The sequence below is a fragment of the Chitinophaga sp. 01L420 genome (assembly GCF_056399985.1).
The window spans coordinates 39,105-65,317 of sequence record NZ_JBFTSK010000007.1 but is presented as its reverse complement, the minus strand read 5'-3'; the positions used below and the strand labels follow the sequence as shown (position 1 = coordinate 65,317).

General features: G+C 42.8%; 20 protein-coding genes and 4 tRNA genes. 13 read left to right on the top strand and 11 right to left on the bottom strand.

The window, feature by feature from the left end:
• Both AC1DP6_RS09460 and AC1DP6_RS09455 read right to left on the bottom strand, forming a co-directional pair.
• Positions 1–2,913, bottom strand: a complete 2,913-nt coding sequence (locus AC1DP6_RS09460; protein WP_477054601.1) for a hypothetical protein — start codon at positions 2,911–2,913, stop codon at positions 1–3.
• Between the two features lie 329 nt (positions 2,914–3,242).
• Entirely contained in the window at positions 3,243–3,455 is a 213-nt protein-coding gene (locus AC1DP6_RS09455) for a helix-turn-helix transcriptional regulator (RefSeq protein ID WP_477054600.1), read from the bottom strand.
• 218 nt (positions 3,456–3,673) lie between these two features.
• On the opposite strand from AC1DP6_RS09455, the gene AC1DP6_RS09450 reads away from it, so the two are divergent.
• From AC1DP6_RS09450 to AC1DP6_RS09440, 3 genes are all read left to right on the top strand, one after another.
• A complete protein-coding gene (locus AC1DP6_RS09450) occupies positions 3,674–3,913 on the top strand; it encodes a hypothetical protein (RefSeq protein WP_477054599.1) in 240 nt (79 codons plus the stop codon).
• Between the two features lie 84 nt (positions 3,914–3,997).
• The gene (locus tag AC1DP6_RS09445; RefSeq protein WP_477054598.1) at positions 3,998–4,603 is read left to right on the top strand and encodes a hypothetical protein; all 606 of its coding nucleotides are present in this window, start codon (positions 3,998–4,000) and stop codon (positions 4,601–4,603) included.
• A 45-nt stretch (positions 4,604–4,648) separates the two neighbouring features.
• Positions 4,649–5,209, top strand: a complete 561-nt coding sequence (locus AC1DP6_RS09440) for a hypothetical protein (protein ID WP_477054597.1) — start codon at positions 4,649–4,651, stop codon at positions 5,207–5,209.
• 51 nt (positions 5,210–5,260) lie between these two features.
• Here AC1DP6_RS09440 and AC1DP6_RS09435 read toward each other — a convergent pair whose 3' ends face one another.
• The 3 genes from AC1DP6_RS09435 to AC1DP6_RS09425 all read right to left on the bottom strand — a co-directional run bounded on the left by AC1DP6_RS09435 (position 5,261) and on the right by AC1DP6_RS09425 (position 6,311).
• Entirely contained in the window at positions 5,261–5,536 is a 276-nt protein-coding gene (locus tag AC1DP6_RS09435; RefSeq protein ID WP_477054596.1) for a hypothetical protein, read from the bottom strand.
• Between the two features lie 107 nt (positions 5,537–5,643).
• Positions 5,644–5,898 carry a winged helix-turn-helix domain-containing protein gene (locus AC1DP6_RS09430; protein WP_477054688.1) on the bottom strand — a complete coding sequence of 85 codons (255 nt, stop codon included), beginning with the start codon at positions 5,896–5,898 and terminating at the stop codon, positions 5,644–5,646.
• 38 nt (positions 5,899–5,936) lie between these two features.
• Positions 5,937–6,311, bottom strand: a complete 375-nt coding sequence (locus AC1DP6_RS09425; RefSeq protein ID WP_477054595.1) for a response regulator — start codon at positions 6,309–6,311, stop codon at positions 5,937–5,939.
• A gap of 841 nt (positions 6,312–7,152) precedes the next feature.
• Here AC1DP6_RS09425 and AC1DP6_RS09420 point away from each other — a divergent pair.
• The 6 genes from AC1DP6_RS09420 (at position 7,153) to AC1DP6_RS09395 (ending at position 9,594) form a co-directional block, all read left to right on the top strand.
• A tRNA-Ile gene (locus AC1DP6_RS09420) sits at positions 7,153–7,225 on the top strand.
• Between the two features lie 11 nt (positions 7,226–7,236).
• Positions 7,237–7,309: transfer RNA gene (locus AC1DP6_RS09415), tRNA-His, on the top strand.
• A gap of 207 nt (positions 7,310–7,516) precedes the next feature.
• A tRNA-Tyr gene (locus AC1DP6_RS09410) sits at positions 7,517–7,602 on the top strand.
• Positions 7,603–7,612: 10 nt separating this feature from the next.
• A tRNA-Phe gene (locus AC1DP6_RS09405) sits at positions 7,613–7,687 on the top strand.
• 504 nt (positions 7,688–8,191) lie between these two features.
• Entirely contained in the window at positions 8,192–9,286 is a 1,095-nt protein-coding gene (locus AC1DP6_RS09400) for a slipin family protein (protein WP_477054594.1), read from the top strand.
• A 98-nt stretch (positions 9,287–9,384) separates the two neighbouring features.
• Complete coding sequence (locus AC1DP6_RS09395) at positions 9,385–9,594, top strand: YwbE family protein (protein WP_331957838.1); 210 nt, start codon at positions 9,385–9,387, stop codon at positions 9,592–9,594.
• Here AC1DP6_RS09395 and pth2 read toward each other — a convergent pair.
• Both pth2 and AC1DP6_RS09385 read right to left on the bottom strand, forming a co-directional pair.
• Positions 9,591–9,986, bottom strand: coding sequence for an aminoacyl-tRNA hydrolase (gene pth2 / locus AC1DP6_RS09390; RefSeq protein ID WP_441572935.1), 396 nt, complete (start codon positions 9,984–9,986; stop codon positions 9,591–9,593). The two genes, AC1DP6_RS09395 and pth2, sit on opposite strands and share 4 nt — an antisense overlap.
• 30 nt (positions 9,987–10,016) lie before the next feature.
• Positions 10,017–10,502, bottom strand: a complete 486-nt coding sequence (locus AC1DP6_RS09385; protein WP_477054593.1) for a hypothetical protein — start codon at positions 10,500–10,502, stop codon at positions 10,017–10,019.
• A gap of 170 nt (positions 10,503–10,672) precedes the next feature.
• On the opposite strand from AC1DP6_RS09385, the gene recD reads away from it, so the two are divergent.
• The 3 genes from recD to recB are packed head-to-tail and all read left to right on the top strand — an operon-like array spanning position 10,673 to position 19,176.
• The gene (gene recD, locus AC1DP6_RS09380) at positions 10,673–12,490 is read left to right on the top strand and encodes an exodeoxyribonuclease V subunit alpha (protein ID WP_477054592.1); all 1,818 of its coding nucleotides are present in this window, start codon (positions 10,673–10,675) and stop codon (positions 12,488–12,490) included.
• Positions 12,491–12,535: 45 nt separating this feature from the next.
• Complete coding sequence (gene recC, locus AC1DP6_RS09375) at positions 12,536–15,745, top strand: exodeoxyribonuclease V subunit gamma (protein ID WP_477054591.1); 3,210 nt, start codon at positions 12,536–12,538, stop codon at positions 15,743–15,745.
• Positions 15,742–19,176: an exodeoxyribonuclease V subunit beta gene (gene recB / locus AC1DP6_RS09370; protein WP_477054590.1), complete on the top strand. Its 3,435-nt coding sequence runs from the start codon at positions 15,742–15,744 to the stop codon at positions 19,174–19,176. Before recC ends, recB begins: the two co-directional genes overlap by 4 nt.
• An 86-nt stretch (positions 19,177–19,262) precedes the next feature.
• On the opposite strand, the gene AC1DP6_RS09365 is transcribed toward recB, so the two are convergent.
• A complete protein-coding gene (locus tag AC1DP6_RS09365; RefSeq protein WP_477054589.1) occupies positions 19,263–20,444 on the bottom strand; it encodes a glycoside hydrolase family 76 protein in 1,182 nt (393 codons plus the stop codon).
• 350 nt (positions 20,445–20,794) lie between these two features.
• Between AC1DP6_RS09365 and AC1DP6_RS09360 the strand changes: the two genes are divergently transcribed.
• Complete coding sequence (locus AC1DP6_RS09360) at positions 20,795–21,685, top strand: amidohydrolase family protein (protein WP_477054588.1); 891 nt, start codon at positions 20,795–20,797, stop codon at positions 21,683–21,685.
• A 59-nt stretch (positions 21,686–21,744) separates the two neighbouring features.
• Here the strand turns inward: AC1DP6_RS09360 and AC1DP6_RS09355 are convergent, their stop codons facing one another.
• From AC1DP6_RS09355 to AC1DP6_RS09345, 3 genes are all read right to left on the bottom strand, one after another.
• Positions 21,745–24,012 (bottom strand): TonB-dependent receptor, encoded by a 2,268-nt coding sequence (locus tag AC1DP6_RS09355; RefSeq protein ID WP_477054587.1) that lies wholly within the window; start codon positions 24,010–24,012, stop codon positions 21,745–21,747.
• A 183-nt stretch (positions 24,013–24,195) separates the two neighbouring features.
• Positions 24,196–24,894, bottom strand: a complete 699-nt coding sequence (gene tmk, locus AC1DP6_RS09350; protein WP_477054586.1) for a dTMP kinase — start codon at positions 24,892–24,894, stop codon at positions 24,196–24,198.
• A gap of 150 nt (positions 24,895–25,044) precedes the next feature.
• Positions 25,045–26,136, bottom strand: coding sequence for a glycosyltransferase family 2 protein (locus AC1DP6_RS09345; RefSeq protein ID WP_477054585.1), 1,092 nt, complete (start codon positions 26,134–26,136; stop codon positions 25,045–25,047).
• Between the last annotated feature and the right edge of the window lie 77 nt (positions 26,137–26,213).

Sequence of the window (26,213 nt, the reverse complement as noted above, 5' to 3'; positions counted from 1 at the left end):
CTATAAACTATTATGAATTTGTAACTGTTGATTAAATTTCTTGAATAAGTTCTCCGCAAAAAGCTTGGGCACATTTTGATACAATTGATAAATATGCATCTTATTATTGACTTCTATTCTCTTCAGATATGGAGCTTGTCCACTCAAAAGCATTATCGATTCAGCAATTAATCTTGGTAGCTGAATCGTTATTGGAATTGCGAGAATTTCCTTTTCTTTAGAATAAAAAATAACATTTTTCCCAATCTCTGCTAGCAATAAAAACTTACCCCAACTTCTGTCTACTTGATAACTCCGTCCACCAATCCATATAATATATTTGAATTTATAATTGAAATAGTACTCATGAAATGACAATTCTTTGTCTATTTTCAGATCACTATCTTTTTTAAATTTCAGCTCGTCAATATTAAACGTTTTTCTAGCCCACTCGATATCGCCATCCAAACCTTGGGCATTATTCAGCAAATAATTTTTATAGTCGATCAAAGTATTACTAAAATCCTGTAATCCGAATTGAACAATCTGAGGTTGACAATAAGGCCGTTGGATTTCATTAAATTGAATATGCAATTTCTCTGCTATTCGCCTTAGTTTCATCCATGCCTGAGAACTATTCTTGCAATCAGCTGGTATGAGTTTAATAGTGTCCGGGAGCAAATAGCTATTTAGCTGTTCTTGCTGTGGAATAATCTGGAGACGTATCTTTTCATCAACGCAAATACTAGATAGCTGTTCTATAGTCTTTTTAATACGTCCACCTATTAAAATAGCTTCAACACTCTTAGAAGAAGGGATCAATATTATTTGTGGCTTATTAATAGTAATTCTATCTAATGAATAATCATAGTCTAAAAAGCCAAGATAGTCATAGTAATTTATTGATTGTTGCTTAATATATTTTGGGTTTGAAGAGCCCTTATCATTCTTCCAAACCTCACTTCTATTTGCTATTAGGTCAATTACATATGAGAATTTTTCAAAGCATATGCTTTTCATTTGTGTCAAGTACTCAAGTACTAGATTTCCATTTGACAATAGATAATCCTCCCTTTCATTATTAAAAAATGTCATTTCATAATCTGATGGGAAAAAATATGGTAAGCATATCGCCTGTCTTTGCCAATTGTCGTATACTGTATTACTCCCTCTTACATAAGAAGGCACATTTGACGTGCAAACTTCACCTCTATTATTTCTTTTCACCAGGTCACTTTCAATAATATCATTTGGATTGAATTTGCTTTCAACAATTCTGTACGGTATATTGGATCCTATCAAATCTTCATTGTCACTCCCAATAGTAAAAAAGCTATCAAGTGCCATTTCAGATGGGAGCATAAATTCATCTAGAACTAATACACTTCTTGTCAGATATACTTTATCCTTTGACTCAGTATACTCCAAAAAAATCCTTTCACTACCATCTGCACCTACTATTGCTATATTGGGTAAAAAATAATTTAGAAAATCTCGATTGGAAATTTTAAGCCCCCCTCTAAATACAATTTTTTTATCTGGAGAAAACTTCAACACATCCTCCGTACTATGTTCAATTATCGGATTATTAAATCGATATAATAAAAACCCGTTAGGAATATTATCATAATCCAATCTTTTGAAATTATTAGGCTCAAAATGCAATCCCCATTCTTCAATTGACTCCCTCTTTCTAGAAGAGCACATAAGATACATTTTTGCCAACCTGCTCATTGTCTCAGTCTCAATATATGTATCAGCAGACAATCCAAAATTCATCCCCGATGAATATAAAATTATGTCATTCTTTGTCGGGGTCGTTCTCCATTTATTATCGGTATCTCTCCATTCAATTTTCTGATCAAATGGTACTTTTATTGCACTAGAAAATCCATTTGAGAGATACGTAACAAACTGATCATTCAAAGTCAAATCCTCCGGAAAGTCATTCTTGGAATATAAATAGTATGAATGATTTAACTCTTCATTACTAAAATCTAATTCAAATGATGAAAGCAAAACGCTATAAATCCATCCTGACTTAGGTTTCATCAAATATCCATCTTCTTGATACTGAATAACCTCTCCTTCCCAACTCTCAAAATGGCTCCTAACTATATCAAGTACTATTTTTTTCAATGGATGATTATCTTCTCTGACAATCTCCATAAGCTTGTTGCTGAATCCCGCGCATTTGCCACCATAATTTAATAATATTGCTTCCAGGCGCTTATCTGATATAAATGAATGCGGGGCAATATCTGCTTCCCAAAAAACTTTAGAAATATCTCTAATATTCTTAGGAGTAAGGAGGCATTGAGAGAAAATCTTTCCAACATATTTCCAATTAGGATTTCCAAATTGTCTTTCTGTAAACAACCCTAAATCAGTCTTAAAATACTCCTTACTCCATTTATCCAACTGCCGCCAAAGAGGGTCTATTTGAGCAAAAGTACTTGTTCCTTCCTTCTTGCTGGAAATATTATTTACATGCAAAAAATCATTAAGCGGGTCATAATATGAATTAGCCCTAATACCAATTTTACTTTCAGTTAGTGGGATTATTAAAATAGGAATAAACCCAATAAAAATGGGATAAGTTATACTTGTAGCCTTATTAGTGACATAAACTCCATCTATTTCAAAGGGATGCTGATTCTTAAGCTCGAAAATCCACTTACAATATTTACTCCATTCCTCAATACTATATCTAACGTTTTCTGAAAATGATCTCGACATACCATTTCCTCGCAAACCGACCTTAACGGCCCTACAATAGTCCTTCCAACTTTCCTCATCTGAAGAAAAGCTAAAATTTTCTTTTCCTAATTTTGTTACTTCTTCTTGAGTTATATACAAAAGCACTTCACACCCTGCTTTGGTCGAGTCAAAGAAATGTGAGGCAATAATATTATTCCATTCTAAATACTTCACATGAAAATTATTAAATAGAACCAAATAGCTAATGGAAACAAGAACTATGAAAACACAGCACCTTGAAAAAGGGTAATCATCTAAATGATATGATAAAATTTTGAAAGCTTAAATGGCTTCTACATATAGAAATAGATTTTTCTATGCAACAGCATTGGGAAAATTACCTAGTATCTTAATTATGCTAGTACTGGTAAATCGTATTCTGAGGTGATTTCATCCATGGGTTATAAATTAGATTAAGTTATCATGAGGACTCTTTCATAAGACAGATAACCTGCTTAGAAAAGAAGTTTTAACGTAAACACAATATACTAAATTCTTAAATTTTATTTAATCTTTCTAATTACCAACAATTCCCTAGCCTCCACATCTAATGCCTCCGCTATCTCAAACAATGTCTCCACTGTTGGCTGCATGTTATTAGTACACCATTTCGAAACAGAAGTCCTATTCACCTTCAATGTTTCTGCTAACCAATTATTGGTTTTTCCCTTCTCCGCCAGTACAGCCTTGATTCTATTGAATACTTTATCACTCATAATGAAGCTTTAAAAGCATATTCTCTTCAATTTAGGTATTATACTTTCATTATAATTCAATCAATTGCACATATAAAAGCAAATTACTAATACTAAAACAGTTCAAATACTGCCTTTAAAGCTATTTAATCATATATTTGAGCATAATAGAAAATCTATTGTTATGCAAACCTCTCAAACATTTCCCCCACTTATCCGAGCAAGAATCCACAGATCCCATGCTCGTCATAGACCACTTCTGCGAACTATTCCCTCCAGCCACTGCACGTGAAAGCCTCTGGCTTTGGCTCTCAGAAACCCTCACCGCAGAAGACACACAATACGAAAATGCCCAACACCGGGCAGACTTGCTTTTATTCTACCATGAACTCCTAAGACTCCTCGACGCCAGTTACCTTCTTAGCCTTACAAAATTATCCAGTCAACAATTAAATGAGCAGCTTGTCATCGCTTCCTGATACCAGGTAAATAAGCATTGGCCGCTACGCAATAAAGCAGGGAGGAGCTGTATTGTCTCCGGAAAGTATGAATACTGAGGTTTTATGCAAGCGGTCAATGCTTATTTATTAAGTTTGAGCATGCCACATGACTATCAGCTCATAAGAGAAAACTTACGACTCACCCAGGAGTATTGCAAATTCAGATTAGCCAATTCCACATTTGACAACGCCGCTATTTTCAGAAGCATTAATCCCGAATATGGAGGGGCTCCATTATTCACTTACACAAAAGCCTTTTTCGGGGATTTCAACATCCCCGAGTGGGGCAGAGATCCTATACGAAACGGAAATGAAACACTAATACAGGAATTATTTGATTACCAATTAAAGATTAAAAAGGAATGTATCGAGGGAGAGAGAAAAAATGAGATTAACAAAGAAGGAAAAATATTAGCCTGCAGAATAGATCTAACCCTGGTAGATGGTGCTGCAGGCGAGGCTAGTGAAGGTATCCTGGACAGCTACAATTTTCCGCCAATAGATACCTGGTTTCATTATATTGATGCTCCCGCAAACTGTCTGTTGCTGGCCTGGATTCCAGCTTTCTTCACCCATCTTGTTAATGACGGCATTGATGTAAATCCGGAAGAATGCATTCAATGGCTAGATATTTGGGATCCGGAAATGTCGGCTGATACCATGCGATAATAAATTTCACTCTAAAGAAACTTAAGACCACCTATGCTTCACGACATGATGGACGCAATAAAAGAAAAACTGGGCCTCACTCAGTTATATTGCGAAATGCAAATGGCTAATTCTACGCACGGTCCGGAGGCTATCTTACGCAGCATCAATCCTAAATTAGAAAATGAACAACGGCTGTTCTATTACATAGAAGCAGGTAGATCTCCGCTGGTGCAATGGCTAAAAGACCCATATGGCGATAAAACCGGAATGTTGATAGCGGACGCCTTTGACTATCAGATGGATTTTAAACGAAAAGAGGAAAGTCACTTCGCATACCAGGACATCGACAAGGAAGGGAAGATACTCGCCTTCATGATCGGCTGGAATTTATTTGATGGCGCAGCCACCGATGAAACAGATGGCTTTCTCGACGATTACAGTTGCCCACCTATCGATACGTGGTTTCACCTCTTTAGTACTTCTGAAGGTCCTATATTATTGGCATGGATACCCGCTCTCTTTGTAGATCTGGTTCATGAAGGCATTGATGTAAATATGGAAAAGTGCATTCAATGGTTAAACATCTCTCACCCCGACATACATGACCTGATCATAAATTCATAAAAAAAGCCCGACAAATAAATGCCAGGCTCGTCAGTAAACCCTTCCTTAATTTCACATAATCTTATACCAGGGCAACCCGTCCCAGCCTTTCGGATGGTGAATTGACGGGCTTATACTATTTCCAGTGATTTCAAACCAGGGAAAGGAGCTTCTACCTTCCGGATGATGTGTGGTAGGATATAGCTTATTGTCCCTGATCTCATACCAGGGGAGGGAGCTGGAACCCTTTGCATGGTGTATGGTTGTAAAAACATTGTTTTCTCTGATTTCATATTCTGCTAATGAACGCCCTCCATCAGGATGATGTAATGTTCTGTGGAGTTTCATGGTATTTGTTTTTTAGTTTTTAAAAATATGGCTAACGGTTCTTTTGGGTCTACGAAACAGATATCGAATATAAGAAAATATTTGGTTAGGAAAACATACGATTAGTATTAAATTCTATGCTCTCTTATTCCATAACCTTTGCCATATTCGTTATCCAGTTCGAGCCCGTCATCTTCTTCAAGTATTTCGCGAAGCTTGGGAATATAAACGTAAAGCGACTTCTTTGCGCCTTCCTTTCCACCCCATACGTTCAGCAGAATATCTTCCATACTAAGTGTCCGATTAACATTATCATAAAGGTAAATCAACAGTTTACACATATAAGGCGACAACTTCGTTTCAGTTCGAGGTCCGGTAAGCATTAAACTGTTTAAGTCAAGTTTAAATATCCCTATATCCTTCATTGTATTCTTTGATTAAGATGCAGATTTAGCAGGGCAGATAATTGTTTGATGTTGAGTGTTTTTGTGAAGTAGCCATTGCCACCACCTCTTCCAAATACTTCCGCAGCTACTATTGCAGGATCTTCACCCGATAGAAACACAATAGGCACTTGTTTATCTGCATTTCTGATTCTCTCACCCAGACCGATTCCATCCAGATGGGGCATTTGGATATCCAGCAAACAACTATCAAAGCTCATCTGGTTAAAAAGCAACCATGCCTCTTCACCATCAAATGCACTGTGCACTTCAAAGCCATTTTGCTGTAAAACCTGTTTTACGATACGGGAGAAAAGGGTATCATCGTCTGCATGCAGGATGCGATATTTCATAAGATGTTACTGTGTTGTAAAAGAAATGAATCCCGGCAAAAAGCACATTTTACAATTCGGAGAATGCTATACGGATAGTGGCCGCTCTTATCTTTTTAGACGCTCCTACGATTGGTTGGTGTACTGTAAGATTATCAAAACAATAATCCAATACCCAAAATAAGCGAGTAATTATTTAAGTAGGCTGGATTTTAAACAAAAAAGATTTTATGTACTTCAAAACGCTGAAACACCTATTCCGATAGGGATCCATCGGTTAATGGTTTGTTAAGCAACACTTAATACAAGTTGAATAACACTTCTAATTTCATTGAGAATTCATTCACAAAAACCATCAGAAAATTACAAATAAGAGGATCACATCTTCCTGAAAAAAAGTGATTACCAATTCTCCTCACTTATCTAGCTAAAAAATATTTTTCAAAAAATTTGGAGATATTAAAAAAATATATCCATCTTTGCACTGTTAAAAAAATCATAAAACATGTACCGCTCAATTTTACACATACAAACAAAAAACCGGTTTAGTCACGTGGAGGACTATACAAGGTGCGGGGCATGTTATGCTACAGAATAGTTGATAAAACGAATTCAATATAACAAAAGCCCCGCAAGAGATTGCGGGGCTTTTTATTTGTATTTATAACGAAAAAAATAAGCATGCAAACGCATACTCATAGCATAAGATTTAACTGTGATCATAACAAACAACTGTTATCGATATGGTATCCCTATGCAAAAAAATATCAACGACCCAGGTGTCAACGAACATAAGTAACTGCTTATGCACAACGTAAAAACCGGTCGTTATAAACGACCGGTTTTTTTTGTGCAAAAAAACCGGCCAGTAGCTCAACTGGTAGAGCATCTGCCTTATATGCAGCGAGTTATCGGTTCGAATCCGGTCTGGCCAACTTTGTAAAATGGTGCATGTAGTTCAATGGTGAGAATATCCGGCTGTGAACCGGAAGATCAGGGTTCAAGCCCCGCCTGCACCCCGAGAACCAATGTTGTTAACCCTGTTTGTTAACCCAAATTTTGTTCATCCAAAATGCGTTAACCCCAAATTTGTTAACCGGAAAACGTGTTAACTCCCAAAGCACTAACAGTAAAGAATGTTGTAAAAAAGAACGTTAACCCTAAAAGAGTGTTGTCGAAAAGAGGTTAACCCCAAATATGTTAACCCAGAAGCAGGAAACCCCAAAGTGAGTACGGCGAAGCGGGAGTGTCGCAATGGTCTGTAAAACCATCGCCTTAACAGGCTTAGCAGGTTCGAATCCTGCTACTCACACTAAAAAAACGGATGTATAGCTCCAATGGTAGAGCAGCGGTTTGAAGCACCGCCAGTGCGGGTTCGAATCCTGCTTCATCCACCAGGTAAATGAAAAGCATTTACTAAAATCCTTCCCCAACGGGAAGACGAGAATTGATGTCGTTGATCGCAAACCAGGCATGGGTTTCATAAAGCCCTGCAGTGCAGCCGTGCTAACGTCCTGTATGCTGTTGCCTCAAGACACGGCTCTCGCCCAAATAGTCTATGGGTCATGGGTTCGAATCCCGTCCGACTGTAAAGCGGTAGCTCAGGGGCAGAGCAATGGACAACTCCCTTTCAGGAGACAGTCTAAAAAACTGTTAAAACTGCTACTGAAAATAGCAAACAAACAACAAACAAAAGCCAGGCTGTAGGCCCAGCCGCATCATCAAAAGGATGATACCGGCAGCTTTGCCAACACCAGAAAACAGGTATATACATCATACCATTACCATCACTTAGCACTTCCGCCCTAACTGATGAATAACGGTAGATTGACAACTGTTTCCGTGCAGGCAGAATGGACAACAGCACTGGCTTTTTTAACAACCCCAAAAAGAAAATGAAAATGAAAAGAGTAACCATCAACGCCTACGAAAGAGGCTTGATATTCAAGAACGGAGCATATCAGCGAATGCTGCAGGAAGGCAGACACTGGCTGATTAACGAAGACGTGGAAATCTTCGACATCAACAAACCTTTTATTGCTCCCCTGGAGCTGAACATACTCCTGCAAGATCCTGAAATCAGATCCGCTTTGCATGTAGTAGAAGTAAGCGAAACAGAAATTGTATTGCACTACGAAAACGGATTGCTGAAGCAGGTATTGACCGCAGGGAGATACACCTTCTGGAAAAATATGATCGACTATAAGTTTATCCACGCGGATATCTCCAAGATAGCCATCACGGAAAACATAGACCGGTCCACACTTTGCCACCGGCTGGTAGCCCCTTATGTGAGGAGCTATAGCGTGGAAAGTCACGAGCAGGCGATCCTGCTCATCGATGGTAAATATGCTATGACGCTGTATCCTGGCATCTATTTCTGGTGGAGGAATAACATCTCTATCACCATCTCTAAAATTGATACCAGGCAACTGCAGGCAGAAATCAATGGTCAGGAAATCCTGACCAAAGACAAAGCAGCACTGAGAATCAACGCATGGGCACAGTACCGGGTGGTAGATATCAACAAGGCCCTGTTGCAAAATAAGGACTACGAACGACAGCTCTACATCCTGTTTCAGTTGGCGCTGAGAGAATACATCGCTGTACTGAACTTTGATGAATTGCTGGAAAAGAAAGATGCACTGGCGCCTTATATCATGCAGACCGTTACGCCTAAGGCGGAAAGCCTGGGTATCACCATCGCCAGCTTTGGTATCCGCGACATCATCCTGCCCGGCGATGTGAAGGAAATCATGAACCAGGTGTTGGTAGCCGAAAAGAAGGCACAGGCCAATATCATTATGCGAAGAGAAGAAACAGCCAGCACCAGAAGTTTGCTGAATACCGCCAAACTGATGGAAGATAACCCGATGCTGTTTAAGCTAAAGGAAATGGAATATGTGGAAAAGATCGCAGAAAAGATCAACAACATCAGCGTAAGCGGAAACGGTGTACTGATTGATCAGCTAAGGCAAATATTTATCCCTAAATAAGCGAAAAGGCACTGCTGTAATGGTAGTGCCTTTAGCCATTAATTTGAAACCTTCTAGCATAATTTTTCTAGCTTTGCAGCATAAGCATAAATAAAGTAATGGACGGACAATATAGAAAAGATGTATACCCTGGCCTGGAGGTGGCCATCATACTGAAAAAAGATCAACGCAGCGGTAAAAAAACCTATGGTATCGTAAAGGATTTACTGACCTCTGCCGCCTATCATTCCCGCGGTATTAAAGTACGTTTGGARGATGGACAGGTTGGCAGAGTCGTAGAAACCGATGTAGTAGGGGACGAAGACTAAAGCAATTTCAAATCTTTTGTAATACGATCTATTTCCTCGTTTAAATTAGGTCCGATCGCGCAACAGGTTTTAGTAGGCACCCCTCCAAATTCTGTTAACCCCGAATCTGTTATCAGCGTAGCATTTAACCCGTCCTCAACCGCCTGTTGGTATACCCGGTCCAGATCTTCTTCCGAATCCACCGACAAACAAATTTTGGTAAACCCTTTCGTCATCCATTCAGATACTTCTTCTGGATTTCTCAGATTGGTTTGCAACGTATGTCCTTCGATGGTAGCATGCCGCGTCAAAAACGCAATAGATGCATGCGCTCCCTGCGCTATCATTTTTCCTTTGCGCATATTCAGATCCTTGCGCATCACTATTACCTGCTTAATTATCCTGGACGACATATAACTCCGTTTAGCAGCTAATTTACAACATTACCAAATTACATACCCGACCTTTAAACGTGCATCCAGCGCATTAATAGCGCCATTTTCATATTCTACCGGGCTAAACCTGATACCAAATTGGGCTTCAAAACTAAAATGCTTACCCCAACTGCGCTGCATTCCCCAGGCGGGCACGCAGTAAGCATAGTTACCTTCATAATAATCATTGGCGGCAATAGGATTAGTCACGTAACCACCCCTCACCGTAAAAAAGCTGCCAGCGTTATTGTCAATGCGTTTTCCCTTCCTTTCGCGGCGGGCAATGTTATAGTATTGTCTTATCCCTACCGAAAAATCTGGTACAATAGCATATCCCCAATCAGATCCCTTATAATCACTGTAGGAATAACTCACCCCCATTCCAACTTCTGCATCCAGGTTAAGTGTGGTGAATTTTAACAATCGCAATTCGTAATTTGCACCCAATCCAAGAACGGAAAGATTTGCTCTCAGTTGGCTCGGCTTTCTTTCCAAATGCTGCTGGGCGTTAACATGTAAAAAGGAGACTAACAAAAACGCACTTAACAAGTGCCATTTCTTAAACATAGTATACAGTATATAGGTTATAGATTAAAAGCAATATAATGCCTTTCTACTGAAGCGGAAAAAGTCGTACTTTAATCTTTTCAAGTGTCCGGATAAGAATGCGAAACATACCCACCCTGAACGATGTACATCAACAATTTGCCGAGTATTTTGATATACCGGCGCTGAAACCGTATGCTTATCTATTATCAAAAAAAGGGAGCGAAGGACACATCTGTCTGCATCTCGATAAAATAAAAGAAGAACAGGAAAACCTGCCGGAGTCTTACCAGAAAATAGAAACCAGCAACAGCATCCTGGAAACCATTCCAGTGGTAGGCACGCATGGCAACGACAAACAACCTTTCGTTATTTATCAGAACAGGCTTTACCTGCAACGATACTTCAGGTATGAAACGGAATTTCTGCAACGCATCAAACAGTTCCTGGTAACAGAACAGGCATTACTGCCCGAAAGAATGGCATTATTGCAAAGCCAGCAACCACTGATCAGCAAACTGTTTAACACGGCTACCACTACCCACGACGATAACGATCCGGCCGACTGGCAACTGGCTGCTGCCATCACCGGTGTATTAAATAATTTCACCATCATTACCGGCGGTCCGGGTACCGGTAAAACCACTACAGTGGCCAAAATTCTGGCCATCCTGTTTGCCACCGACCCGGCGCTGAAAGTGGCGCTGGCCGCACCTACCGGTAAAGCTGCCGCCCGCATGGCGGAAAGTTTACGTAGCACCACCATTGAAGTAGATGCCGCCTTTACCGAAAAGTTCCGGCTACTGCAACCAGCCACTATTCATCGGTTGCTGAAGCCTATCAATGGCAGCCCCTATTTCAGGCATAACAAGGACAACCCGCTCAACTACGATGTAGTCATTGTAGATGAGTGCTCCATGATTGACGTAGCCTTGTTTGCTAAACTGATGATAGCGATCCATCCTGATACCCGCCTCATTTTGTTGGGAGATAAAGACCAGCTGGCCTCCGTAGAAGCAGGTAGCCTGTTTGGAGATCTCTGCCAGGCACAGGAAAAACTGAACCTTTTTACCGCTGCCCGGCGTCAGTTTATCAATAGTTTTATTGCAGATGAACAACGCCATATCCCTACCAGTCAAACCGCGGATAGTCGCCATCCACTATTTCAGCACCTGGTGGAACTGAGGCGCAGTCATCGTTTTACCGGCAACACGGGCATTGGTAAATTTAGTAAGGCCATCATCGCCAATAATGTACCGGTAATACATTCTTTTTTTCCGCCTTCGGCAGATGAACAGGTAGTCATTGACCCTACTGCGTCTGTAAAATTATTCGAAGACTTTATTGCCGGTTACGAATCATTTATAAAGGAAAAGGATATTCCTACGGCACTGAAGCTATTGAATGCTCAACGGGTACTCACTGCTGTGAGAGAAGGACCGCAGGGGCTGTACGCCGTCAACAAACAAATAGAAAAATATTTACACGATAAACGGCTCATTCAGGCCAATACGGAATTTTATCAAAACCGTCCGGTGATACTTACCCGTAACTATTATGAACACGGATTGTTTAATGGAGATACCGGCATTATACGGACAGATGAAAACGGGGTGCTCATGGCCTGGTTTGAAGACAGCACCGGGGCGCTGAAAGCGGTATTACCCGGCTATCTTACCCAGGCGGAAACGGCCTTCGCCATGACCATCCATAAAAGCCAGGGCTCCGAATTCGGAGAAGTACTGGTACTTTTGCCGGATACCACAGACGTACCTATTCTTACACGGGAACTGCTGTACACCGCGGTAAGCCGTGCCAAACAGAAAGTGTATGTTCAGGGAACACCGGAAGTAATCCTCATGGCGGCAGAACGCTTTGTAGAAAGAGCTTCTGGCATTGCCTCCAGATTCAGAGAAGTAGACGCGCATGCAAATTAAATAACATGCTTCGGGAATGGCGGAGTCTAAACAAAGGATTTATCAATGGCATTGTTTTTAAAAGTTTCGAACTCACTCAATAGCTTATCATCCGGGTTGGCAAAAGACCTGCAGGATGCAGGCAACAGTGTGTTCCAGCCTCACTATATTATTACCCAGACGGAAGGTATGAACAACTGGCTGAAACTCCAGTTGGCAGACCGTTTGGGCATTGCGGCCAACTGCCGCTTCATGAAGCCAAATGACCTGCTCTACCAGCTGTATGTATTGCTGGGCGGGCCCTTCTCAGAAGTACTGTCCCCTCAAAACCTCAGTTGGCTGGTATTTAAACTCCTGGGGCAGGAGGAGTTCATCGCCAAATTTCCGAAAGTAGCGGCCTACTATGCAGAACAGCACGCAGAAAGTGACCTGAAACGCATGGCCCTCGCGGAAAAAGTAGCCGATTTGTTTGACCAGTACCAGGTATATCGCCCGGAAATGATCCAGGCCTGGACCAATACCAACACTCCGGAACTGTCCGGCGCCGGCTGGCAACACTGGCTCTGGGTAAAAGTAAAACAGCTGTCCGGCGGCGCCCTCCCGGATAAAACCATCGTAGGTAACTTTATCCTGGATACACTACGCAATACCGGGCATAATAAAGCTGCCCTCACTTCCCGTATGCCGGTGATCCACCTGTTTGGATTATCCATTATTACGGCCTACCACGTGAAAATCCTGCATGAACTATCCAGCTTCATAGATGTACATTTTCATATCATCAACCCCGCACCGGTAGTGTTCTGGTTCGACGACCGCAATGAAAAACAACTGGCCCGCTGGCGCCAGAAAGGTCTTAAAGAACTGGAGGAATCCAAAGCCGGCAACGCCTTACTCACCGGCTGGGGCAGGGTAATACAGGATAGTTTCGGCCTTTTCTTCGCGTACGATGCATTCATTAATGCCTACGAAGAAATTGAAACCGTGGAACCCGATACCGACACCCTGCTACATAAAATACAACACGACATTTTTATAGCCGCTACCACGGCAGACAGGGAACGCATCTCCCAACATGATATCAATGATGGCTCCGTTACCATCAATGCCTGCTATACCGTTGCCCGCGAAGTAGAAGTACTCTATAACTACCTGGTACACCTGGTTGCCCGGCGGCAGGAGCAACTATCGCCCCGCGACATTGTGGTGATGGTAAGCGACATTGATGCATACGCACCTTATATCAAGGCGGTATTCAACAATGCGCCCTATCCGTTCAGGTATACCATCGCCGATGAAAGCTATACGGACAACGACAACCTCTTCAATGCCCTGCATGCCATTCTCACCATGAACGAAGAGAATTTTAAGGCAGAAGCAGTGATGCAGTTGCTGGATTTTTCGTACATCCGTAAACGCTTTAACCTGGAGGATCCCGTGCTCATCCGCCGGATTATTGAAGCGGCCAATATCCGTTTCGGCATCAACGGTCACAAAAAAGATGAAACACATTTTGTCAGCTGGCAATACGGCATTCAACGGATCATGTACGGCATTTGCATGAGCGGGGAAGAGGAATATGGCAGCGGGGAAGACAGCTTTTTCCCACTGGATATCACCGAAGGCAGCGATGCCCATGATGTCATCCGGTTTTGTCATTTCGCAGAAGTGCTCATGTCGTCTATCCTCGACAGGCGCCGTCCACGCACCATTGTAGAGTGGGTGGCCTATACGGAAAGAGTACTGCACAACATGGTATTTGAACCCGTGGAAGATGTTGATGAAGACTATAACACCCTGGTAAAACAACTCACCGCCTACAATGCACTCAATGAGTTTATGAGTGAAAAAGTAACGTTTGAGGTGTTTAGCCACAGTTTCCTGGATACCCTCACCGGCAGCACCCGCGCTGGTTTGTTTGTAAACGGAGGTATTACTTTCTGCTCTCTCATCCCCATGCGTAGTATTCCCTTTAAGGTAGTAGCGCTGATGGGATTGAATTACGATAAGTTCCCCCGCCGGGAAAATAAATCCAGTTTCAACATCATGGAAGACAACCGGCAGAAAGGCGATCGTAATGTGAAAGAGAATGATAAACACCTGTTTCTGGAAACTTTGCTTTCTGCCAGGGAATATCTATACATCAGCTATCTCGGAAAAAATGCAAAAGATAACGCCGACCTGCCGCCATCAGCGCTGGTAGACGAACTGATAGATTATATAGAAGCCGGTACTGCTTCGCCGGAAACGGTGCGCAGTCAGCTGGTGACCTTGCAACCGCTGCAAAGTTTCAGCAGGAAATATGCCGGCACAGATGAACGTCTTTTTTCTTATTTAAGTACGAAAGAAGCCGCCACTGCATCCTTTCTCAATGAAAATAAAATCACTACCCCTTTAACCTTTGAAGAAATTACCCTTGAAGAAGTAATCAGCTTCTTCAAAAATCCCTTTAGAGCGTATTACAATAAGGTGTTAGGGATTCGGTATAACGATAGCCAGCTGCTGCTGAACGAAACAGAAATTTTTGATCTGAATAAATTACAGCAATGGTCTGTCAAAAATGAATTGCTGCCCGTTCCTGCCTCTGAACAAGGTACGCTGCAAACTGTGATGGTGAAAAAAGGTCGCTTACCACTCCGCAATATGGCTGCGGTGGCCATTCACCGGATGGAAGACCTGGTGGTACCCGTGCGCAATTTATACGAAGCCTGTACGCAAGGCACAACAGAAAAAAAGTTACCGATAGAACTAATTATAGATAACAGCTTACTGAAAGGAAATATCCGGACATTTGATCATACGGTGTTACAGGTGTCGTGGTCTAAACGAGAAAGTAAGTACCTGGTGGAAGCTTATATCCGCTATCTCGCGGGCAGGGCGGCGGGAGTGATCACGCACCTCTGCTACATTTCAGGTACTAAAAAAGAAGACGCGTTTGAGGCGGTGGCACTCACACAGGAAGAAGCTACACGCCGCTTAACAGAAATTATTAAAGTATACAAAACCGGATTTACGCATATCATTTCTTTTTATCCGGATCTGGAAATTAGTGCGAAAGATATACTCACCATAGATCTGAAGAAATTTAAAAGTAAAATTACCGGGTTGATTGACCGGCATGAAGCGCCGGATCCTTATATCGTGCAGGTATATGAACAGGGATTTTTTGACAGAGAAGAAGCACTGACCAGTTTCCTCGATGTATACGACTTGCTGATAGCGCCGTTGACAACATTGCTGCCGGCGTATTTTGAAAAACCAGACAAAGAGAAATGATCGATAGCATTATATATAAAAAGTTTGAGGCCACTACAGTACCACTGGAGGGCAGCAATCTGATTGAGGCCAGCGCCGGAACAGGGAAAACCTATTCCATCGCTATCCTCGTACTCCGGCTGATACTGGAGCAAAAGCTGTCTGTCAAAGAAATACTGATGGTAACTTTCACCCGGGCCGCCGTAGCGGAACTGGAAGAAAGGATTCGTCTTTTTATCCGGCAGGCGTATAAAGCCAGTATGGGTAAGGACATCGCCGATGAAAAAATACTGGACCTGGTACTGGAAGTGATAGATCCGGAAGATCCGCTACCTGTGCAACAACTGCTGCGCGATGCTATTCTCCTGCTGGATGAAACCTCTGTATTGACCATCCATGGCTTCTGCCAGCAAACACTGAATGAATACGCTTTTGAAACCAACCAGCTATTTGGCGCCCAGATGGTGCCGGACCTTACGCCGGTAGTGGAAAATGAATTGAATAAATTCTGGCGCAGAAATATCACCACCCTCAAAACCAGCTTACTGGAAAGTATCTGGGAGGAGAAAATGAAAGCCGATCTGCAGAAGGTCATACAAGAGCATCTCAGCGGAAAAAAATATATAGGCTACCGGGAAGATATTCCGGACACCATCAGCGAAGAACAACAGGACAAATGGATCCAGGAAATGGATCAACTGGCTGCCAATGTGCAAATCGCCATAGAAAAACTGTACGAAGGCATTACCGCCAACAGCGCCCAGCTAATCGCTGCCTGCGCCACTAACCGGTACACCAAAAAGGAATGGCCGGAACTAGTAGCACAGCCGGAATTGCTGGTAAAAAAGATCCTCGCCAAAAGAAAAGACGCCAAATATATTGAGGCCGTTTTCCCGGACATCCTGGAAGAACTGGACAAAGTAGAAGAAATACGTCAGCAGCTCACCGAATATCAACAATCAATACGCCGTCACCTTTTCTATACGGCCATTAAAGAAGTAGGAGAGCAGGTTCGTCTCTTCAAAGAACGCAGCAATATGATGGGGTATGATGACCTCATCAACAACCTGCATACGGCTCTCGTGAAAAATGGAAATCCCGATCTCATCGCTAATCTGCAAAACAAATACAAGGCGGTCTTTGTAGATGAATTCCAGGACACCGACCGTGAACAGTTCGAGGTATTTGATAAGGCCTTCGGCCAAAACACCACGCTGTTCTACATCGGCGACCCAAAGCAAAGTATTTACGCCTGGCGTAAAGCAGATATCTTCACTTACTTCAATGCCCGCAACGGCGTGCAGCAAGTGTATGACATGAATCAGAATTTCCGGTCTGCGGAAAATCTGATCCGTGCCATGAACATCTTCTTTGAACCTACTCCTGGCTTCGACACCTTCGACTTTGGTGGAGAAAGCGATAGCATTGATTATATCCCCGTGAACAGTCCGGAGAATAATACCAAAGGCTATCTGTTTAAAGGCAGCAGGAAAGAAGTACCCATAGAGGTGATTGCGGGCGATAAAAAAGAAACCATCTGCGAAGCGGTAGCAGCGCAGATAGCACAACTACTGCTGGACAAAGACTATCGCATTGAAAATGAAAAAGGCAGTCGCAGCATTACCCCTTCAGACATAGGCATATTAGTGCGCACCGGCCAGGAAGGGAAAGATATTAAACATGCGCTTGCAAAACTGGGCATACCCGCCGTAACCATCGATGAAGCCAGGGTGCTGAGATCAGGAGAAGCGCAGCAACTACTGCATATCCTGGAAGCCATGGAAACACCGGACCGATCGTCTATTAACCGCGCGCTGTTAGGGTCTTTCACCGGATACAATACCAGCACCATTTTAAAGCTGGACGATGAAACCATGCTGGACCTGTTCGGCAAATACCGCAATCTCTGGCAACGCGATGGCGCCTATACTGCGCTGATGGAGTTCATTACGGACTTCAACGTACGCCACGTATTACTCGATGGACATACAGAAAATGGAGAACGGATCATCACCAATCTATATCAACTATCGGAACTTGTACACCAGGTACAAAGCCGGAAAAACCTGTCGATGCGAGATCTTATTTCCTGGCTCAAACGCGGCATTGACGGCATGACCACCGATGGTGATGAATACGCCCAGCGGGTAGAAAGCGATGAAGAAGCTGTGAATATTGTCACCATCCATAAAAGTAAAGGGCTGGAATACAAAATTGTAATGGCTCCTTTCCTGGACTTCGTGGAATCACAAAACATTGAATTTGTCAGCTTCCGCGACCCGGCAAGCGGCGATTACCTGGGCACACAGCGTGCCCGTCTCTCAGAAGATCAACTGGAGGCTTACCAGCAACAACAAGAGCAAGAGAACCGCCGCTTAATTTATGTGGCCATCACCCGCGCGGTGTATAAATGTTACCTGTTTAAAAATAACTTCACCAAATTCAAAGATTCTTCGCTGGCATTTTTCCTGAAAGCATTAGCCGTGGCGAATCCGGATCCTTCGCTGATACAGCTGCAGGGCACCATACCGGCTACCACAGAACAAACCTACCGGCAGCAAACCACCAAAGGCAAACTGGCGGTCAACCGTGCTCCGGTAACCTTCCATTTGCTGGAACAAAACTGGCGCAAGATGAGCTACACCATGCTGGCCGCCAAACCCGAACACCGGCCACGAGTACGCTCTTTCCAACAAACAGACCCATACGATAATTTCATTTTCACCACGCTACGCCGCGGCGCTAAAACAGGGAACCTGTTGCACTTCATTTTTGAAAGCATCAATTTCTCCGATAACAGCAGATGGGAACATTGGCTGGAAGAAGCCATCCGCCGATTTGTGCCAGGGCAAAGGGAAGTATACCTCGAACGGCTACACGAAATGTTGCAGCACGTGATGTATACTCCTATTCACATAGCAGGCAATACTTTCCAGCTGGCATCTGTAGGGCGTCAGCAGCGACTGGCAGAATTTGAATTTGATTTCCCGGTGCCGGTGTTTCAGGCAAATCTGCTTAATAATCTTTCTGATGACCAGGTGAGTGTGAGTGTAAAACGTTTTTCTGAATACAGCAGCCAGGAGCTGGAAGGAATCATGAACGGGAAAATTGACCTGTTCTTTGAATACCACGGCAAATATTACATCCTCGACTGGAAATCGAACTACCTGGGCAACAGTGTGGCGGATTACGACAAAGAAGGACTTGCAGCGGCGATGAATGAAAGTAATTATCACCTGCAATATTTCATATACACGGTAGCTGTAAAAAAATACCTGGAAAGCCGCATCCCTGGCTTTGATTACGAAAGACAGTTTGGGGGCGTTATCTACTGCTTTGTCCGTGGCGTAAGAAACACCAGCGGGCAAGGCATTTTCACCACCAAGCCCAATCTGAAAAAGATAGAACTGTTAGAATCTTTGCTAACAAAAAAGAATACCCATAGCCGTTAACCTTATCACTAACGGCTACGGGCATATCATTAATATGCTGCTATCCACTCGCTCTTAGCTAACAGCTAACAGCTAATACCTAACAGCTAAAAAAGCCATACCCCATTCATCATAGCTACGCCGCAGGTAGTTTCAAATGAGTTCACATAATTATCCGGTGTTCTATGCCACCACTGCCCCCACATCAAACCATTGGAGTTCCTGTAATTCCAGGCTTCTGCCGCGTTGTAGTTAAGCCAGGCAGCATAAGTGCTCTGGTAGTTCTGATCGTGTACAAACTTGCAGGCCCAACGTGCAAAAATAGCTTTAAAGCCCTGACAGTCATCGTTATCATATTCATCAGGCAGCAGGCCCTGTGCATTGCTCATGGTATTTTTCGTATAGTCCATAGCTTTAGCACCCATGGCTTTGTATCCATTGGAAGGGTAGGAGCTATGCAACATACTGCAGGCGCCAATAAAAGTGCCCTGGGTATAGGTGCGCGCACCTTCTGTAATAGTGCCGGCTGAATTCATAGCGCCTTTTACTTCACCGGTGCCGGACACATATAGCTTAGTGACCATCCAGTCGAGGATCTGCTTTGCCTTGGTGCGGTAGCCGATATCGCCGGTAGCCTGGTAGAGGTACATGGCGCAAATGGCTGCAGGCGCGTTTACGCACACATTCTTGGAGTTATTGGCGGTAGTCCACCATAAGCCGCCGCCCAGATTGGTATCCCAGGCACGGGCCCATACCATATCGAAATTGTTTTTCGCCATGTCTTTCATGCCGCCATCATTGGTAATCTGAAAAGCACGGATACACATCAGGGCGCCCCAGATAACATCATCATTATAGATGTTGGAAGTCCAGAGTAAGCCATAGGCGTCTCTCATGCCGTTGTAGAGGTATACCATCTTGTTTTTGAGATCTATGTCGTTGTTGACGGTATACGCATCAATCAACATTTCAATGGCTTCTGCCTGTCGCCAGAAATCCATGCGGCCACTTTGGGTTACATCAGAATAGTAGTACGCTTTAAAGGAAGGGCCATAGGTGCCATACTGATGGTAGAAAGCGTTGTTATAGCATTGCATGGCCAGCAATGCTTCTGACTTTACGGGTTGTACCGAATTGATAGTGACCACGTTAGCTTTTGTTCCCGAGAGAGAAGCCGGATCTTTTGCTATCATCTCTTTTTTCTGGCAGCCGGCGAAAATCAGTGCCAATAAGAGGGCCACTACACACTGGGTGCGGGTAAGCGCTTTTGCGCCCGATGGAGTTTTCATGTTTTTCAGTTTTTGTGGAATCAGGAATACTGTTTTTGTGGAATAAACTGTTTGCTGCGCGCCGATCTGTGCCTGTCTTATGGAAAGCCGTATTACTACAAAGGGACCGCTATTGCTTGTTGGTTGTGCAAACAATGCGGACTCATAACAGTGGAACCGGGTTTACACGGATATCCTACACCCGGAGGACAGGTAAACGGGGCAGAATTCCTTACAAACACAAAAAATATTTTGGGAGGCCTTTCGGTGAAGACTAAACGATCATTATTTTTTTCTGTCTTACAACCTGTAAAAATAAATGTAATTTAGAACACCGTTTTTGCCAAAAACATCACCCAAGATCTGCTATTATGAGAAAGTTCCTGATCCCTGTTTTCAGCCTGGTATTGTTATTTACCACCATCAAAGGAATAAGCCAGTCTTCCGCTCCTCACTATAAAGGAAAAATTATAGACATGCATGTGCATATCGGTTTGAACGAACAGGAAGTCAATAGCCTGAGCGCCGATCGCACCAATTCCCTAAAGGACATACAAGCCTTTATGACAGCTATTCCTATTACTAAAGCGGCAATTATCACCATGGCCTGGAAAGGAGATATGGTGAATACCCGCTGGAGAAATGATAGCATTATAGCGCTTAGCAAAAAGCATCCATCTCTGATACCTGTATGCTCCGTGCATCCTATGGATGGCGCAGATGCCTTTGCAGAAATGGAGCGGGTACACCAACAGGGAGTACAGGTAATAAAGCTACATCCCAACACCCAGCGTTTTGATGTAGCAGCACCAGAAGTAGCTGCTATTGCCAAAAAAGCCGGGGAACTGCATATGACCTTGTTGTTTGACAGCTATAGCCTATTGGATAACAGTGAAATTGGTAAGCTGATTATGTTGGCCGTTACCAACCCGGAAGCGAAATTCATATTTGCGCATACGGGATTGATAAATTTCCCGCAACTTCTTGCTATTGAAGCATTGAAGAAATATCCCTGGTACAAAGGAAATATCTGGATGGACCTCTCGGCGATTGCACCTTTACTCGGTGACTCCCCCTATCGGGACCAGCTGGTATGGACTATCCGGAAAATCGGTGTGGACCAGTTCCTGTTTGGCTCTGACTTCCCTGTATTTACGCCGGGCGAAGCAATTAAAGGAATAGAGGTGATGGGATTTACGAAGGAAGAAGAACAGAAAATATTTTATAGCAATGCCGCGAGGTTATTGCAGCTACAGCCCTGATAAGATATTTATACCAGATAAAGCCAGCTTCTCTTTAACAGAGAAGCTGGCTTTCTTTTTTAAAACTTATAGTTATAGGTAATACTAACACGCGCACCTGATCCTTTTATGAAATTCTCATTCCGGGCATTCCATTGAGAAGTAACGGTGTAGTAGTCTTTGTTGAAAATATTATCTAGCCCGAGCTGCACACTGCTATGACCATCTATATTAAAATCAGAGAAGAAGCTGAATAAAGTAAACTGTTCTATCGGTCCTTTTCCATAAGTGTATGCACCAGTAGCATCCGGAGAAAAGCGATTACGCGCACCGGCTTGCAGCATCTGCAAACGTAAATTCCATTGTTTCACCGGCTGGTAGCGGATGTAGGCGGTTAACTTTGGCGGAGCAATTTTATCTCCCAGGATATAAGTATCTTCTTTATCATCATACTTACCATTTTTATTAGCATCTATCTTCCCTTCGATATAGGAATAAGAGGCGCCTGCACCTAAATTTTTCAGGATATGCACATCAGCAGCTATTTCGAAACCATGGATCTTGATCGGCTCCCTAGCTATTTCAAACCGGCCTTCTACCAGTGTGTAGTTGGCACCTAATTTAGAGGAGCTGATATAATAGCTACCTTCCAGTTCTACAGGACCTAAAGTGCTGTTAAAGCCCGCTTCGTAGTTATTGGCAATGATAGCTTTTGTTTTTAGCAGGGATACAGTGCTTTCACTGGCAGTACGTAAAGTACGGCCCAGCTCATTCACAGAAAAGCTCTGGGAGTAGCTGATAAAGGGTTTGAAATATTTCAGCTGGTTATAACGTAAGCCTGCGTTAAATACCAGGGCATTGTAGTCAATAGCACCACCTTTTACACTTTTGCCGCCTTCAGAATATAGACCTGTTTTAGTATTCAGGGAAATGATGGTAGTATAATCCGGTACATCTATATTAATATTTTCGTAGCGCGCACCCGCTTTAAATATCAGATGCTTGAAGAAGGTAGTCTTCAGTTGTGCATAAGGGGCCAGGTTGCGCATACTCATTTCCGGTACCCAGGTTCTTCCATCCGTCAGCTTTTGTGCTGTTTTATCATTTAAGATATCTAATCCGTATACCAGGTCACCATCTATGTTTTCACCAGCCTGGAATGGAGTAGATAAATTAATACGTACACCTTTTTTATCCGAAGAGATGGTTGACTGACCACCACCTACAAAGGAATCTACCCAGGAGAATACGGTATAAAATTTCTGGTAGTATACATTGATATCCAGATCAGTATTACCGATAATTTTCTGGCTACCATAATGCACGTTTACATTATGGTTATAAGGTGTTCCCTCCGGATTGCCGGGGCGGGTTCCAAAAACGCCGGTAGCTGCCGTATCGCGATAGTGGCCTTTCTTCAGGATATAATCACTCCGTTGCTGACTACCGAAAAAGTTATACATCACTTCCACACGATTGAGGGGATTGATGTTGTAACCAATTTTTGTATAAGCATTCCATAGCTGTGTTTCTCCCAGACCATAATCAGGAGAAAGCACTACACCTTTTGCATCTTTATATACACCCGTTTGTTCATAGTGTCCTGAAACTACATAATCCAGTTTCTTATAAGAACCGGACAACAGTTGTCCTACCTGCCAGCCACCGGTATGCTGTGCATTTTTTAGCTGGGTATTGCCGCCGATAGAGGTTTGTCCACTCAAAGACTGTCCCGGGGTAGCTTTTTTGGTGATATAATTGATCAATCCGCCATCAGCGCCATTACCATAAATGGCGGTAGCACCTTTTATGACTTCCACTCTTTCAATAGCAGAAGGATCTATGCTGCGGATATCACGACCGCCGTTTCTCAGCGGTGTTGACTGTGGAATACCATCAATCATCACCAATATCTCTCTGCCTCTCAGCGTTTGTCCGGAATTACCGGTAGTATTACTGCTGAAACCCAGTCCGGGTACACTGTTAGCCAGGATGTCTGAAATATTATTGCTGATTCCTTTTTGAATAGCTAAATCTTTAGCGCTTAAAATAGTAATGGAAGAAGGCACCTGGTCCAGTGTTTCCTGTTTACGGCTGGCAGATACTACAAATTCCTGCAGGTCGCCATTCGATGATAATGTTATTTCCTGGTGGGTGGTATCGTTAGGAAGCAGCGTAACGGTTTGTTCAAGTCCTTTATATCCTACACTGGTCACCTTTATTTTGTAAGTACCGGCTTTGGCCAGTGTGAGTATAAAAGCACCTGATTTATTGGCTACCACACCTGTTTTTGATCCGGGGATGCTGATATTTGCAAATGGCAGCTGATCACCGGTTTCAGTTTTCACGGTACCTTTTAAAACACCTTGCTGAGCATTGGTTGATAGCGTAACTCCCAATAGGACGGGAATTAATAAAAATATACTACGCATATATAGGCTGATAAATTTGAAGCGCAAAGCTAGCAGCTACAATTTATCCCTGATTGCGAAAAAGGGAAATATAATGATCGAAAGCGGAATTTTACGGGGTTAGAGCTGCAGACGGCTATTGACCAGTTGTATGATCTCTGCATGAATGTCTGCTACAGACCTCATGCCCTGGGCTTCATTGGCGCAAACAATCCTGTTGATGCTTTCATCAGCTAACAGCATCGCTTCATACTCTTTCTTTACGGCCTGTTGCAGGGAAGTATCTTTTTCGTGGATATCATCTTTCCCCTGGAGGTAGTCACGGTCTTCATTGACGCGTCTTTTGGCCAGCGCTGATTCAACAAAAGAAAACGGTACATCCAGGTAAATAGAAAACTGTGGTTTGGGGATCTGGTTGCAGTTATATTCGAAGTCATTAATCCAGTTGCGCAGGTATTCTTTCTCTGAATCGGTATGTAGCTTAGCGCATTGAAAGGCAATGTTTGAAAGTACATATCTGTCTACCAGCACAAAATAGCCATCACGGAGCCATTCATTGATGGTAGCAGCAAATGCTTTACGGTCTTCCGCAAACAATAACGCCACCAGTTGCGGGTGTACATTTTTCACCTCACCAAATTCACCACGGAGAAATTTAGCAATTAGTTCACCAAAAACGCCCTGGTTGCTCCGGGGGAAGTGTACGAATTTGGTCTTCTCATTTTTTGACTCCAGGTATTTTGTCAGCAGTTCTATCTGCGTAGACTTCCCGGCGCCATCTAAACCTTCCACCGCTATAAATTTGCTACTTGCTATCATTATGATCCCTGAATTGAAGTCGGAAATTAATGAAAATCTCCTGCTCTTTTGATTTATTAATGAATACGACTACGCTTTAAATACAAAAAGTCCGCATTACTGCAGACTTTTATCGTACCTGGAGCGAAGGTAGCAAAGTTTTGCCCAAAATCAAATTCGGCCTGCTGCTACTTCTTCCCCCAGATGAATGCTGATATCAGAAAAGTTAGGATAAACAATGCCCTGTCCGAAACCGCTTTCATTCACGATGCCGCCTTTGTTTTTGTTATTGGAGAAGATTTTCTTTCCTACATAAATTGCTCTTTTCAGTAAGAAATTTTCCCGCAACAAGTCAGAACTAACGCGGTTAAAGCCCCGGTGATCATCTGACATAAGCTGGTCATTACCTGTATAAGTCAAGGTCTGGAACAGGATACCATTATCTTTATACAGCTGCAAGGTTTTCCCTTCTTGTCTGTACACGCCGACATATCTCTTTTTGGGATGCAGTACACAATCGCTTAGCTTTCCACTTGCCAATGAATCACTGCTCACATAAAATATTTCAAATACATTATGCTCTTCCAGGTAAATAATCTCCGTTAAATCTTCTCCTGGCGTGGAAATAAGTACGTCTTTCGTTTTCTTTGTTGAAAAGCCATCAGCTATCCGCATATTATCATCATGGGTAATGGCATTTAAAAATACAGGCTCTTTAATAATAACACTTTTGCGTCCATAGGCTTCCATTCTGCATTTGAAGTCCTGGTCTTCATAACCATAATCCATTACTTTTTCATCATATCCTCTCATTGTATAAAAATCGTCCCGCTTCACACATACCCGTCCCTGTACATCCCACCACTTTTTGTTAGCGCCAATACGGGGAGGCATTAAAAAGATATCAGACTCTTTATTGAACTGTTCATTGACATATGCTGCAAACCCGGGGCCGGTGAAATTATCAGCATCTATGCTGCATAGAATATCACCGGTGGCGAGTCTGAATACCATATTCTTGGAATGGCTCATGTGGAAAAACTGAGGATCTTTTGTTCTGAAATAGGCCACGAGACCGGTATCTATTTCATGTTGCAACTCTTTTTGGACCCAGTCATATAAATCATCGCGGGAGCCATAATCGAGGATGATAAATTCAATATTATTATACCCTGCATTGTCGAGGATATTACGTTTCAGGGTTTGCTTCAGGTGTATGGTCCGGTTCATACATACTGTACAGCAGGATATGCGGTTTTGCATAGATACTTCTTTAATGGTGCATTCAGTGAGGTGCTGGGTAGTATAACAATATGGGAAGAAGATTGTTTGATGGGCCA